This is a genomic window from Acinetobacter wanghuae, assembly GCF_009557235.1.
Classification (GTDB): Bacteria; Pseudomonadota; Gammaproteobacteria; order Pseudomonadales; family Moraxellaceae; genus Acinetobacter; species Acinetobacter wanghuae.
In genome coordinates, this window is sequence record NZ_CP045650.1 from 2,251,927 (window position 1) to 2,265,312 (window position 13,386).

Here is a 13,386-nt window from a genome sequence, read left to right on the forward strand (position 1 = left end):
CTGAAGGCTTTTTTTATTACCACTTGGCATAGTGTTGTTCTAATAATCCATATTCATTCGAAAAGACAATATCTTGATCATCCTGCTGAATCGTTCCACTAATTTTCGCTTGCCATTGGCTAAACTGACTTCCGACCAAACGTAAATTTAGATTTTCAAAACGGCGCCATCCTGTGGTTAATGTCAGATTTAGTTTTTCATCTAAAGATCGAATCTTCCACTGATTTTCATCTAACTGTTCAAAAAGAACATCAGCTAAAGCATACATCTGTCCATTGAACCAGAGACAATTTTCGTTGCCAAAACTTTCATTGACGCCCGATGCCAAATTAATTCCGACACGATTTTGCTTGGCATCCCAAAAATTACAGGACAACCAAAACCAAGCTGTTTCAGGTCTTAAGAAACCACAAGTGTCATCTAAGGAAGCAAAAGTACGCTCGTTAAATTGGATAGTCTGTCCATGTTTATTTTCAAAATAACCTTCACAACCCAAAGTGGTGAGCTTTTGCGTATATGTCCAACCATTAATACCCGTTGGACTACACATACTTAAGGGGTCTGTGCCAGCACAAAAAATTCGAGCACTCAGTTGAATTTCACCATATTTGCTCACACTGATATAGCGCACACCATTGGCATGTTGAATATCGACTTGAAAGGGCGAATGATGAAAATAGCTATGATTAAACAGGGGTTGTTCATCAACTACTGTATGCCGTGCAAATAGATTGATGGTATTCCAATCCATCACATCGCCACTTAAATGATCATAAACATAGACGAAACTATGTCCTGCCCAAGCAATATCTGCGATTGCAAGACCAATGGTGTAATGTTCATGTTGAATACTACAGAACTTAAATTTTTTATATTTTAAATGTTTACGCCAGCCTTTTAAGACTTCGCCATAAGGTGTTTTATACTGATACGCCCCATAATGAATACTTTGCGGGACTTCTTTAAAACGGCCGTAACGTGGTTGCCCATTTGCCTGAATCAAATCCATTGATGACATTCCATGACAGTCTTTAAGTTTTTCTTCAAAGCTATTATGCCTAAGAAATGGATTTGATCACAATATTTCAGATATAAATCAAACGCCCAAAGCGATTAACTTAAAATATCGTTATAAATCAAATGTTAATATAACAATTTTCCCAATGATTACCGACAAACTCAGCTTCAACCAATTGCACATAACGACCATGCACATGATCAATCGCAATACAGTCATCGACATCAAGTACACGGTCGGTATGTTGTTTTTGCCAATGGGCTGCAAAGTAGTTTTTACCGCGCTGTTTTGCCACCATCGCATTTTGTGCGACCACCAACACGTAACGATGTAATTCACCAAACTCACGGGCATCATAGCCACCCAAATTAATCAGCCATAATTTTTCATCAGCTTGATTCGGTGCTGCATCAGTAAATTGTAGTTGGTATTTTTTGCCTTCAAATTCCACGCCATTGATTTGTGCCCAAGCATCAATATGTAAACCTTTTTGCTCGCCAAACCATGCATTTTTGAGCTGTGGATAGGTCTCCTCTAAGCTCTCTCCAACTGCAAGAACAACATCGTGCACTTCTGTGTTAGCACGGGCGTGGCGACCACCGAGCATGACGATAAATAAACTAGGCATGTTGAGATTCCTTTGGCAGTTAGCGAGGAAACCTGATGATACTTGAAGTATGGCCTTTACCACTATTGAAAAGGATGAATAAACGCTGTTGTTATTTTTTATAGATGGTGAAAGATTCGAGCAACTGTATTTTTAAATATAAATCACCATTCTTTGATAGGTGTTGGCGACATGGATATCGCCGTTGAGAGTATTACAGGGAGGTAATATCTGCTCAACAAAAAGCCTTTGGTTGCTTTGGGCTTTTCCAAAGTAACGTAAAAGATCATCTAGCAAATCATACTTTTATACCTGAAGCTAAAATTAATCCCTATTTCAAAATGCCTTACTTTTGTTTCGGCAAAATGAGAAGCGTAGCTTCGCAAGAAAACCACTTTGTATTTCTGATGATACTTCCCTGTATCACAGAAACACAGGTGACATCCATGTCACCGATTCACAACTCAAATTTTAGGAAAATATTTTAGCTTTTTGGGGGAAATAAAAAATCGCATCCAATGGCTTGAATGCGATTTTTATTTTTAACCTCTCCCAAACCCTCTCCTAATAGGAGAGGACTTCGAGAAAGTTACATCTCTACCATTTCCACGCCATCAATACGTGCAACAGTCATCAAATCTTTATCACCACGACCTGAAACGGTGGCAATGATGATTTGATCTTTATCCATCGTTGGCGCAAGTTTTGTCACATATGCCATCGCATGTGAGCTTTCAAGCGCAGGAATAATCCCTTCAATTTGAGTCAAATCACGGAAACCTTGCAATGCTTCTTGGTCATTGATCGGTACGTATTTCACACGATCCATATCTTTTAAGAAGCTATGTTCAGGACCCACACCCGGATAATCTAGACCCGCAGAAATTGAATGCGTTTCAATAATCTGACCTTGCTCATCAGACATCAAATATGTGCGGTTTCCATGCAACACACCGACATGACCTGCGTTTAATGGCGCAGAGTGTTTACCAGTTTCAATACCGTAACCTGCGGCTTCCACACCATACATTTTCACATCAGAATCGTTTAAGAATGGATAGAACAAGCCCATCGCATTTGAACCACCGCCGACACAAGCAACCAAGGCATCAGGTAAACGACCCGCTTGTTCTTGAATTTGTTTACGCGCTTCGCGACCAATAATCGATTGAAAATCACGTACCAATTGCGGATATGGATGTGGACCTGCCACAGTACCAATCACGTAATAGGTTGAATCTACGTTGGTCACCCAATCGCGCATCGCTTCGTTCATGGCATCTTTTAAGGTTTTAGAGCCACTTTCCACTGGCACAACCGTTGCACCCAATAAACGCATACGATACACATTCATGGCTTGACGTTTCACGTCATCTGCGCCCATGAATACTACACATTCAAGCCCTAAACGTGCTGCAATCGTTGCAGTTGCAACACCATGCTGACCTGCACCTGTTTCAGCAATAATACGTTTTTTACCTGAAAGCTTAGCAAGCAATGCCTGACCAATCGTGTTGTTGACTTTGTGAGAACCCGTATGGTTTAAGTCTTCACGTTTTAAGTAAATTTGCGCACCACCCAACTCTTTCGACCATCGTTCAGCATGATACAGTGGACTTGGACGACCGACATAAAAGCTAAGGTCACGGTCGAATTCTGCCAAAAACTGTTCGTCATTTTTCATACGGAAGTATAGCTTTTCTAGATCTTCTAGAGCCGCCATCAGAGTTTCTGACACAAAACGCCCGCCATGGATACCGAAATGCCCACGTTCATCGGGGTATTGGGTATAGTCAATCACTTGATCGTTTTGATTAACAGTTTGCTGATCCACGAAGGACTCCTTGCATAAAGCGTTCGATGAGTTGTTGGTCTTTAATACCTTTAGCGGACTCGACACCGCCACTCACATCCACAGCATAGGCTTGTGTGGTGAGTATTGCCTGCTCGATATTGTCAGGGTTTAAGCCCCCTGCCAAGATCAAGGGAATATTTAGTTTGGGAAATGTCGTCCAATCAAAGCTGTGCCCTGTGCCACCTTTGAGTTCAGGATGCCATGCGTCTAATAAGACTGCGCTCGCACCTGCTGACGCAAAACGTGTAATTTCAGTGGCTACATCTAAATCAGGTTTCATTTGAATGGCTTTATACCAACGGCGCCCGAGCATTGTCGCAATGGTTTGACATTGTTCAGGCGTTTCATCGCCATGAAATTGTAAAATATCAATCTTTGCTGTTTTTAAAATCTGTTGGATCTCTTCAAGTGCATGATTGACGAATAACCCAACCGTTTGTACATAAGGTGGAACTGCCTGAATCAGCTCGGCGGCTTGCTCAGCTGTCACAGCGCGTGGACTGGGTGGATAAAATACCAAACCAATCGCATCTGCACCGGCATTCACCACAGATTGGATGTCTTCTCGTCGTGTAATTCCACAAATTTTGGCACGCGTTCGCATATTTTTTTAACTCTTACCCTCTGCCAATGTTATAGCCGATCTATAAAATTGGACAAATCATTGTAAAGGAATTTTTTAGGCTTGCGTAAAGTTCGCACTCATATTTATCTATCTAGATTGTTTAAACCTAAGCCACTCTTTATACTTGCGCCAACTTGCAACAAGTTTAAGCACATGCTTTAGGGAAGTTGGTGCAAATCCAACACTGCCCCCGCAACGGTAAAATGAAACGTTTATCTTTATAAATCAAAATGATTTACACCACTGTAGGCAACTATGGGAAGGTGGATATTCAGCACCAGTTTGTGCACATTTCAGTCCGGATACCTGCTTGTTGTGTTCTGTCACTCAATCATTCACGGGGAAGTGAATGTATGGAGCATTACATGTCTATTCAATTTCAACCGACTGCCTTGGTCGGTGCGATCGCACTTGCATTGGGTTTCACTTCATCTGTTCACGCTGCTGAACAAAAAATTGCCAAAGCTTCTTTAGATACAATTGTGGTCACAGCCGCACGTTCTGAACAAAACATTAAAGATGTACCAGCACGCATCTCAATTATTGAACCGAAAATCATTGAACAGTCACCGATTGCCCAATTTTCTGACTTACTCCGTTCTGAAGCTGCAATTAATGTCGTTCAACTCGGCGGTTATGGTCAGCAAACTTCGATCTTTATGCGTGGTACGGATTCAGACCACACTTTAGTACTCCGTGATGGCGTACGACTGAATAATGAAGCGAGTGGTGCAACCTCGTTAAACTTTCTCGATACCACTGACATTAAACAAATTGAAGTGTTAAAAGGTCCTGCTTCCGTCTTGTATGGCACCAATGCCATTGGTGGTGTTGTGCAAATTATTTCCAAAACACCGCAGAAATCAGCTGCCTTTATTACGGCTGAAGTGGGTGAGCACAACACTTATAAAAGCTTAATTGGCGCAGACTTTGCGGAAAATGACCTCTTTGCCCAAGTGCGTGGTCAGCGTTTAGAAAGTAATGGCACCAAGATTAGTGACCATCAAGATGCGATTGCTTCGAATTATGACCAAAAAGGCTTTTCTGCCAAGGTTGGACTTGAAAAAGCTCATTATGGTTTCAGCCTAGACTATAGTGAAAATGAAGGCACTTCGGTCTATCAAGGCTTTGACTGGGCCAGCGATAGCTATGTTAATAAAGCCCATACGTTTGAAAATAATATCACCACCTTAAAAGCGTATGCACAGCTGAATCCAAGCCTACGCGCTGATGCACGCATTTCACAATTTAAAGACCGTCTAGAACAGCTGAAAAGTTTTGAAATTACCGAATATACCGCCAATGAATATGAGCTGATGTTCAAACAGCAACTGGGCAGTAAACAAAATGTGAACGTCGGTGTTACACATAAAGACTTGGAAACCGAAACCAACAAGCCTCTGTCTTCATTTGCACAGCAACTCGATACCACAGGTTACTATATTCAACACCAATACCAATGCGATCGCCTGAATACCCAAATTGGTTACCGCCTAGAAGATCATGACAAATATGGCAGCCATGAGGTTGGACAAGCAGGCGTCCGTTATCACTTCAATCCAACATTCAGTGTCTACAGTAATATTGGCACAGCGTTTAAAGCACCTACGGTAAATGATCTGTACTATGGCTCATCTTCCAATCCCCATTTAAAACCTGAAGAAAGTATTTCTTATGAAATTGGGTTTGACCAACAACTCAATAATACATGGTCATTCGGTGCTTCGATTTATCGCACCGACATCAATAACCTCATTGATTATGCTGCTGTTTCACCATGGAATTTAGACAATATATCGAAAGCTCGGATGCAAGGTGCTGAAGCCTTTATGCATTGGGCACAGGACGATTATTTCTTTAAAACCAGTTATCACTATGTCAAAGCGACGAACGAAAAAACCGACACAGAATTATTACGTCGTCCACGTCAAACCCTAAGCATCTCTGCGGGTCTTGAAAATGCGCAATATGGTTTAAGTGCCACCGTGATTGCAAAATCTAAAGCTAAAGATTGGGATACCACGCAAAGCACACCGGGTTACGCCACAGTAGATTTACATAGCTATTGGAATGTGAATCCCAACATCAAATTGTTTAGTAATATTCAAAACGTTGGCGATGTGAACTATAAAGCCGCTTACGATGGCAGTGTGGATGGCGTGTATTACATCAACGGCGGTCGCCTTGCTTCACTCGGTGTCACAGTTAAATATTAATTTTAAGCTCTGATAAATACTTTTGAGCATCCTGTCATGGCTATGGCATGATGCTTTTTATATTTCGCATTTTAAAAACTAAGGAACTCATATGGGTCACCGTTTAAGTAAAATTTATACCCGCACAGGCGATTCAGGTACCACAGGTCTCGGTGATGGTTCACGCGTGCCAAAAGATGACTTACGTATTGATGCTTTAGGCGATGTCGATGAACTCAATGCCGTGATTGGCGTACTTCGCTCTCAGATTGCGATCAGTAGCATTGCAGACAAAGCCAAGTGGGATAAATCCCTCAGCCTCATTCAACATTGGTTATTCGATTTAGGTGGTGAAGTCTGTATTCCGGGCTTTAATCTTGTTTTACCAGTATCGATTGAATTTTTAGAAAATGACATCGATCGTATGAATGAAAGCTTACCGATGCTGAAAGACTTTATTTTACCTGCGGGAACCATGGTCTGTAGCCTTGCCCATCAAGCACGTGCAGTCTGCCGCCGCGCAGAACGGAGTGTAATGTCTGTACATGCACGTGATCAAAATATTCAAGCAGCTTCACTTCAACTTTTAAACCGATTATCGGATTGGTTATTTGTGGCATCACGTACCTTACAACGCAGCGAAGGCGGTTCAGAAGTGCTTTGGCAAAAAAATATTCATGAGACCATTGATCAATAAAACCACTAAAATGAGTTAAGTTTCACGAAAAATTCTGCGTCAACGGTCTTTGCAACAAAGTATTTCAGGCGCAGAATATCGTCATTCTCCTGTCATCTTCCCTCTTCAACATGCTTTTATCTTGTTCAATTCGGGTGATCGTCTAATGCGGATCATCGGACATCGTGGTGCGCGTGGCGAAGCACCTGAAAATACCTTAGGCGGCTTTCAATATATTCAAGACCTTGGCATTCGTGCGGTCGAATTTGATGTGCGCCAACTGAAAGACAATGCCTTAATCATTATGCATGATGATGATTTTGCACGTACTACCGGTCAGGCAAAACCACTCTACGAATGTAGTCGAGACGACTTAAACCATTATAATCATGCTGTGGCTTGGTCAACGTGGAATAAAGTCGAGGCCACCCCGCTGTTAAACCAAACTCTCAATGTCATTCAAAATTTTGATCATATTGAAGTCGAAGTCAAAGCGGTGAGTAATGAAGCAGAAGCCGAGAAAATCACTCTCGCGCTTGAGCAGCAACTCAAAGGCTTTGAGCATAGTGCCATTATCACGAGTTTTGACCCTAAAATTCATCACGCTTTAAAACAGCAAAAATCGCAGTTTAAACGCGGGTTATTGATTGAAACTGATATCAAACATCAAGCCATTGAACAAGCGGTTGAACTTGGTTGTTGCCAATTGGGTTGGATGAATCAATTGGCAAGTGCCGACATCATTAAAGCCACACAAAATGCCGATTTAAAGATCAGCGTTTGGACCGTCAATGATATTGAACGTGCCAAAGAGCTTCGAGACTTAGGTGTTCAAGGTCTCATTACCGATTATCCTAAAATGATGCTGACCCATTTATAATTCCCAGTGAGAGTGACTGACTATTTTTGAGTCATTAATAGGACCTGACCCCGTGCATTTAAGAATTGAATGCGGTTACCTAGCATCTTATAAGCCTGAATTTCATTGAGGATCTGAATGAGTTCGGCCTCTTGCGGCAGCGCGCCATCACAACGCTGATGGCCAGTACGCGCATCAAAGTCAATTTTGAGCAATTGTGTATTCAATGTGTACTTACCAATCACAGGATTACAGCCAGTATGTCCACTTAACAGCTTATGGCTGGCCCTTAATTCGAGGTAAGGTTCTTGCTGAAAAAATTTCGCTTTTTGTCCGTTTATTTCAATAATTTTTAAACGGACATTTTGAATACCATCCTGACTTCGTATGACCTGTAAAGGACGTTCAGCTGTTGAATACTGTGCTTTTGAGGGCTTAGAACTCGACTGACAGCCCCATAAAGAAAGGACAGAACAGGTCATCATACTCACAAAGAAAAAATGCATTTTTTTATTTTTAGGCATCTTTAAATCCTCAGCTTAATACTCGGAAATCACGCTATTCATTACATACAGAACTTAGCCTATTTGCGCATATTATTCTGTTACTCATAAGTACAATACAGCTAAGCAATAATGCTAGTGAAGCACATAGACGCATGCTAATATGCTTGAGCTTTATCCCTGAAAACCCTGATGGATGAAGCCTTAGATTAAATGTTTCAGGGTCTAGGAGTGCTGTTGGAGATGAATGCTCCCCTACCTCAAGCCCCAGTGAACTGGGTCGCTGTTTTTGCTTTGGTTTTTTTACCTATTGTTGCAATTATTGCGATTCCGTTCTATGCGTATCACCATGATTTTAGCCTTGCGGCTTGGATCAGTATGTTTGTTTTACTTGGCGTGAGTAGCTTAGGTATTACAGCGGGATACCATCGTCTTTGGGCACATCGTGCTTATGAAGCAACCTTACCATTAAAAATCATCCTGATGATTATGGGTACATTTGCAGTGCAAAACAGTATCTTGTATTGGGGTTCGGGTCACCGTACGCATCATCGTCATGTCGATGATACCGAGAAAGATCCGTATTCAATTAATAATGGTTTTTGGTATGCACATTTAGGTTGGATGCTTCGTGATTATCCTGCAGCAGCGCCTAATTATAAAAATGCACCCGATTTACTTAACGACCCTGTCGTTATGTTCCAAGACAAATATTATGTGCCACTTGTGATTGCGGTACATGCAGCTATTTTGTTGCCAATTGGTTGGGCTGTCGGCGATATTGGTGGCGTATTATTACTTGGTGGTTTGGTTCGTCTTATTTTAAGCCATCACGTGACTTTCTTTATTAACTCACTGTGTCATATGTGGGGTTCACGTCCATATACAGACGAAAACACTGCACGTGATAACTTCTGGCTTGCGATTGCAACATGGGGTGAGGGTTATCATAATTATCATCATATCTTCCAATACGACTATCGTAACGGTGTGAAATGGTGGCAATATGACCCAACAAAATGGCTCATTTGGACCTGCTCTAAACTCGGTTTGGCAAAAAATTTACGCCGTATTCCAAGCTTTAATATTAAAAAAGCTGAGCTTGCCATGAAGTTTAAATATGCCGAGCAAGATCTAGCGATTATTTATGGTTTAAATATGAGCGATGATATTGCTCAAGTGAAAGGTAATATTGCCAAAGAATACGATGCCTTTACGCAAACTTTAAATGATTGGACCAAACTGAAAGAGAAAGAAATCCAAGCGAAGAAAGCTGCTGTAGCAGAAAAAATTCACGATATGGATGAAAAACTTAAAGTTGAATTCCAACAAGTTGAACAGCGTTTATCAGAACATCGTGAGACACTGAATCAGTTGCTCCGTAACCTGAAAAAAACTGCAGCTTAATTTCATTTTTGTTGCAAAATAAAGCTCCGATTTTGGGGCTTTATTTGTTTCTTAAACGCCTAAAATGTTCAACAGTTTTCACAAGCGAAGTTTGCTATAGTTTGATGATTCGCACTGAGTTGAACTGTCATGTATTTTAACGATCGCTATAACAGCCTCCCTCCTCGTCTCTATGACCGCCAAACGCCAAAACCACTACATGGTGCCAAAGCAGGTCATTTTAATGCCGCGCTTGCTGATGGACTAAATTGGTCAGAAGACGATAAAGCACAATGGGTGGAGATTTGTAGCGGGCAAAAAATCTTTGCCGAATTTGAACCTTTAGCGATGGTCTATGCGGGGCATCAGTTTGGTCAGTGGGCAGGACAACTCGGTGATGGTCGCGGGCTCTTGATTGCACAAATTCTAGATAAGCATAACAACACCATCGATTTACATCTAAAAGGTGCTGGTAAAACCCGTTACTCGCGCAGTGGCGATGGTCGTGCGGTGCTGCGTTCTACCATTCGTGAGTATTTAGCAGGTCATGCTTTAAATGCTTTAGGAGTTGCATCAAGCAATTCGGTAGGCTTTACCTCATCGGCTCAAGGCGTGCAACGTGAAACCTTAGAACCCGGCGCAATGATGCTTCGTACATCTGATTGTCATATCCGCTTAGGGCATTTTGAATGGATCAACCAATTCCAACCTGACTTGTTGCCGGAGTTCACGCAAAAATGTATTGAATGGCATTACCCTGAATGTTTAGATGCCGAGCAACCGATTTTAAGTTTTGCCACCAAAGTCATTCAGCGCACTGCCGTGATGATTTCTAAATGGCAGCTCGTTGGTTTTGCGCATGGGGTCATGAATACCGATAATTTAAATATTACAGGTTCTACTTTGGACTTTGGTCCATACGGCTTTATGGAACGTTTCCGCCCAAATTGGATCAACAACCATTCTGATCATTCAGGTCGATATACGTATCAAAACCAACCGAGTATTGGACATTGGAACTTATGGACATGGCTGAATACATTAATTTCACTCTGCCCGAATGACTATAATAAAGAGCAATGGAAACAAGATTTAGCAGTATGTTTAGAGCACTATGAACCGACGTTCTTAGAGTATTACAAGCTCGGTTTAAATCAGAAAATGGGCTTGCCAAGTTTCCATAAAGACAGTTTTGATTGTGCGATGGCATTTTTAAGAATCTTGCAGTCTGAACAACTCGATTACACGCAAAGTTTTATTCGTCTGCAAAATAAAGACTATGAAGTAATCAAAGATGACTGCTTAGACCGCCGTGCTTTTGAAAGTTTCTTAAGCCAATATGAAAACATCCGTGAATTTCAAGATGTTGAAGCATTGGATGCAGACATGGCAAAAGCCAATCCACAGTACATTTTACGTAATCATATGGCGCAAAAAGCGATTGAACTTGCTGAACGTGATGACTTTTCAGAAGTAGAGCGTCTGTTTAATTTACTAAGCAATCCATTTAGCAAACAGCCTGAACTTGAACGTAAGGAAGATTTAGCGCCGTTGCCAAGTGATGTACCTGAAGTGATGGTGAGTTGTTCGTCTTAATTTATTCACATCCCACCTCAAAACTGTGGATAATTTACGCATTATCCACAGTTTTTTTGAGTGATCCATCACTGATGACTTTACATAAACTCGCATCATCAACAGCATCGAAACTGCCTGAAGTGACAATGACACAGCCATTTGGTGATGGTTGTGATGTGTTTAAAGTCATGGATAAAGTGTTTATGCTGTCTTTTTATTTACAAGGCAAAGCAGCAATTAACTTAAAAGTCACACCTGATCATGGTGCAATGCTGAGAGATATTTACCCATATATCCGAACAGGTTGGCATATGAATAAGCAGCATTGGATCTCAATCTATGCAGATGATGTGCTAGATGAGTCTTTGGTAGAAGATTTGGTGCTCAACTCTTATGAATTGGTGGTGGCGAAACTAAAGAAAGCGGAACGGATGAGAATTGAAGTTTTAAGATCAGTTGAATAACCCAACAATTTTTTCATCATCATTACCAAGCCAAACTCGGTATTCACTGAATCTCTTTCTTCCCTTGAATAAAAAGTGAGGAGAGATAGTATTTTTTAATAACCTCTCCCTAACCCTCTACTATAAGGAGAGGGAATAGTCTTGATAAACTCTATATATTTTTAGACGATATTTTAAACAACACAAACAACAAGATAATCCAAACCGGCAACATCAACACCGACAACATAAAACCCTGCGTCCACATAATGTATAAAATCATCAACATAAATGCTAAAACAAAGTAGTTGGTCAATGGCGCAAAGATGGCAGGAAACTTGGTGCGGATATCTTGCACTTTTATCGCTTGTCTAAATTTCAAATGAATTAAACTAATCATCATCCAATTTAACACCGCAGCTGCAACCACGATATAAATCAGATAACTCAATGCTTTTTCAGGCACAAAGTAATTCAGAATGACGCAACTAAAAATGAGTAATGCCGAGAACAATACCGCAGCAACAGGTGTACCTTGCTTGTTCACTTGCTTAAATAATTTTGGTGCATTGCCCTGCTCTGCAAGTCCCATCAACATACGGCTATTGGCATACATCCCACTGTTACATACCGAAAGTGATGCCGTTAAAATAATAAAATTTAGTAAATGCGCCGCCCATTCGATGCCCATTTGACTAAAAATCATCACAAAAGGACTGTGGTCTAAATCACCTAAACTGAGTTGATTCCAAGGAACGAGTGACAATAAAACTGCCAGTGAGCAGATATAAAATAAGAACACCCGAATCACGGTTTGATTGACTGCACGTGGAATATTTTGATCTGGATTTTCAGTTTCCGCTGCCGCCATACTAATCAGCTCAATGCCGCCAAAAGCAAACATCATAAAGGCGAGCATATAGAATAGCCCATCAAAGCCATTCGGGAAAAATCCGCCATGCGCCCACAGGTTGCTTATTGAAGCAGTCGAATTCACATCTGCGGTGACTAACAGATAGATGCCGAAAATAATCATTGAAATAATGGCAATCACTTTAATCAATGAGAGCCAGAATTCAGATTCACCATACATTTTGACATTGGCTAAATTGGCAAGCGTCACTGCCACAAAGAAAACCAATACCGACAGCCATGCCGGAACCTGTGGCCACCAATAGTTGATATATTTCCCAATGGCGGTCAGTTCAGTCATGGCGACCAAAATATACAAAACCCAATAATTCCAACCGGTCAGAAAGCCTGGAAATTTACCCCAATATTTGAAGGCAAAATAACTAAATGAACCAGTTACAGGCTCATGCACAATCATCTCGCCCAATTGGCGCATAATTAGAAATGCAATCAAACCACCAATTAAGTAGCCCAAAATAATGGAAGGACCAGCGGATTGGATAATATGTGCTGAACCTAAGAAAAGTCCTGTACCAATTGCACCGCCCATGGCGATGAGTTGAATATGACGATTCTTTAGACGGCGCTGAAGTGTAGGCGATTCATTGTTCAAAACACATTCTCACTATGAATAACAACTGAGTTTTAGATATTTGCAGTCTAATTGTCTAATCGAACGACTTGAAAGTGTACTTTTTATACGTTTTATGAAGAGATAGAGATATAGAC

Annotated in this window: 12 protein-coding genes and 1 riboswitch; of the genes, 6 read left to right on the top strand and 6 right to left on the bottom strand. The window is 41.1% G+C overall.

Annotated features, from left to right (window positions below; genetic code table 11):
* Window positions 1-16 precede the first annotated feature (16 nt).
* From GFH30_RS10665 to GFH30_RS10680, 4 genes are all read right to left on the bottom strand, one after another.
* Window positions 17-1,009: a DUF2804 domain-containing protein gene (locus GFH30_RS10665; RefSeq protein WP_153372475.1), complete on the bottom strand. Its 993-nt coding sequence runs from the start codon at window positions 1,007-1,009 to the stop codon at window positions 17-19.
* A 127-nt stretch (window positions 1,010-1,136) separates the two neighbouring features.
* On the bottom strand, window positions 1,137-1,646 hold the full coding sequence (locus GFH30_RS10670; RefSeq protein WP_153372477.1) for a DUF1543 domain-containing protein: 510 nt from the start codon (window positions 1,644-1,646) through the stop codon (window positions 1,137-1,139).
* 568 nt (window positions 1,647-2,214) lie between these two features.
* Window positions 2,215-3,459 carry a tryptophan synthase subunit beta gene (gene trpB / locus GFH30_RS10675; protein ID WP_153372479.1) on the bottom strand — a complete coding sequence of 415 codons (1,245 nt, stop codon included), beginning with the start codon at window positions 3,457-3,459 and terminating at the stop codon, window positions 2,215-2,217.
* Complete coding sequence (locus tag GFH30_RS10680; protein WP_153372481.1) at window positions 3,440-4,084, bottom strand: phosphoribosylanthranilate isomerase; 645 nt, start codon at window positions 4,082-4,084, stop codon at window positions 3,440-3,442. Before GFH30_RS10680 ends, trpB begins: the two co-directional genes overlap by 20 nt.
* Before the next feature lie 145 nt (window positions 4,085-4,229).
* Window positions 4,230-4,433: riboswitch (cobalamin riboswitch) on the top strand.
* Between the two features lie 37 nt (window positions 4,434-4,470).
* Here GFH30_RS10680 and GFH30_RS10685 point away from each other — a divergent pair.
* The 3 genes from GFH30_RS10685 (at window position 4,471) to GFH30_RS10695 (ending at window position 7,856) form a co-directional block, all read left to right on the top strand.
* Window positions 4,471-6,321 carry a TonB-dependent receptor plug domain-containing protein gene (locus tag GFH30_RS10685; RefSeq protein WP_153372483.1) on the top strand — a complete coding sequence of 617 codons (1,851 nt, stop codon included), beginning with the start codon at window positions 4,471-4,473 and terminating at the stop codon, window positions 6,319-6,321.
* A gap of 91 nt (window positions 6,322-6,412) precedes the next feature.
* Window positions 6,413-6,997, top strand: a complete 585-nt coding sequence (locus GFH30_RS10690) for a cob(I)yrinic acid a,c-diamide adenosyltransferase (RefSeq protein ID WP_153372485.1) — start codon at window positions 6,413-6,415, stop codon at window positions 6,995-6,997.
* A 145-nt stretch (window positions 6,998-7,142) separates the two neighbouring features.
* The gene (locus GFH30_RS10695) at window positions 7,143-7,856 is read left to right on the top strand and encodes a glycerophosphodiester phosphodiesterase (RefSeq protein WP_153373449.1); all 714 of its coding nucleotides are present in this window, start codon (window positions 7,143-7,145) and stop codon (window positions 7,854-7,856) included.
* Window positions 7,857-7,876: 20 nt separating this feature from the next.
* Here GFH30_RS10695 and GFH30_RS10700 read toward each other — a convergent pair whose 3' ends face one another.
* The gene (locus GFH30_RS10700) at window positions 7,877-8,359 is read right to left on the bottom strand and encodes an META domain-containing protein (RefSeq protein ID WP_153372487.1); all 483 of its coding nucleotides are present in this window, start codon (window positions 8,357-8,359) and stop codon (window positions 7,877-7,879) included.
* Between the two features lie 222 nt (window positions 8,360-8,581).
* On the opposite strand from GFH30_RS10700, the gene GFH30_RS10705 reads away from it, so the two are divergent.
* The 3 genes from GFH30_RS10705 (at window position 8,582) to GFH30_RS10715 (ending at window position 11,766) form a co-directional block, all read left to right on the top strand.
* Entirely contained in the window at window positions 8,582-9,745 is a 1,164-nt protein-coding gene (locus GFH30_RS10705; RefSeq protein ID WP_153372489.1) for a fatty acid desaturase, read from the top strand.
* A gap of 129 nt (window positions 9,746-9,874) precedes the next feature.
* Window positions 9,875-11,320: a protein adenylyltransferase SelO gene (locus GFH30_RS10710; protein ID WP_153372491.1), complete on the top strand. Its 1,446-nt coding sequence runs from the start codon at window positions 9,875-9,877 to the stop codon at window positions 11,318-11,320.
* A 74-nt stretch (window positions 11,321-11,394) separates the two neighbouring features.
* Window positions 11,395-11,766 carry an MmcQ/YjbR family DNA-binding protein gene (locus tag GFH30_RS10715; RefSeq protein WP_153372493.1) on the top strand — a complete coding sequence of 124 codons (372 nt, stop codon included), beginning with the start codon at window positions 11,395-11,397 and terminating at the stop codon, window positions 11,764-11,766.
* 151 nt (window positions 11,767-11,917) lie between these two features.
* Here the strand turns inward: GFH30_RS10715 and GFH30_RS10720 are convergent, their stop codons facing one another.
* Window positions 11,918-13,270: an amino acid permease gene (locus GFH30_RS10720; protein WP_153372495.1), complete on the bottom strand. Its 1,353-nt coding sequence runs from the start codon at window positions 13,268-13,270 to the stop codon at window positions 11,918-11,920.
* Between the last annotated feature and the right edge of the window lie 116 nt (window positions 13,271-13,386).

Coding starts and splice junctions, on each gene's coding strand:
- GFH30_RS10665 (WP_153372475.1), bottom strand. CDS start 1,009: ATGGATTTGATTCAGGCAAATGGGCAACCACGTTACGGCCGTTTTAAA.
- GFH30_RS10670 (WP_153372477.1), bottom strand. CDS start 1,646: ATGCCTAGTTTATTTATCGTCATGCTCGGTGGTCGCCACGCCCGTGCT.
- GFH30_RS10680 (WP_153372481.1), bottom strand. CDS start 4,084: ATGCGAACGCGTGCCAAAATTTGTGGAATTACACGACGAGAAGACATC.
- GFH30_RS10685 (WP_153372483.1), top strand. CDS start 4,471: ATGTCTATTCAATTTCAACCGACTGCCTTGGTCGGTGCGATCGCACTT.
- GFH30_RS10690 (WP_153372485.1), top strand. CDS start 6,413: ATGGGTCACCGTTTAAGTAAAATTTATACCCGCACAGGCGATTCAGGT.
- GFH30_RS10695 (WP_153373449.1), top strand. CDS start 7,143: ATGCGGATCATCGGACATCGTGGTGCGCGTGGCGAAGCACCTGAAAAT.
- GFH30_RS10700 (WP_153372487.1), bottom strand. CDS start 8,359: ATGCCTAAAAATAAAAAAATGCATTTTTTCTTTGTGAGTATGATGACC.
- GFH30_RS10705 (WP_153372489.1), top strand. CDS start 8,582: ATGAATGCTCCCCTACCTCAAGCCCCAGTGAACTGGGTCGCTGTTTTT.
- GFH30_RS10710 (WP_153372491.1), top strand. CDS start 9,875: ATGTATTTTAACGATCGCTATAACAGCCTCCCTCCTCGTCTCTATGAC.
- GFH30_RS10715 (WP_153372493.1), top strand. CDS start 11,395: ATGACTTTACATAAACTCGCATCATCAACAGCATCGAAACTGCCTGAA.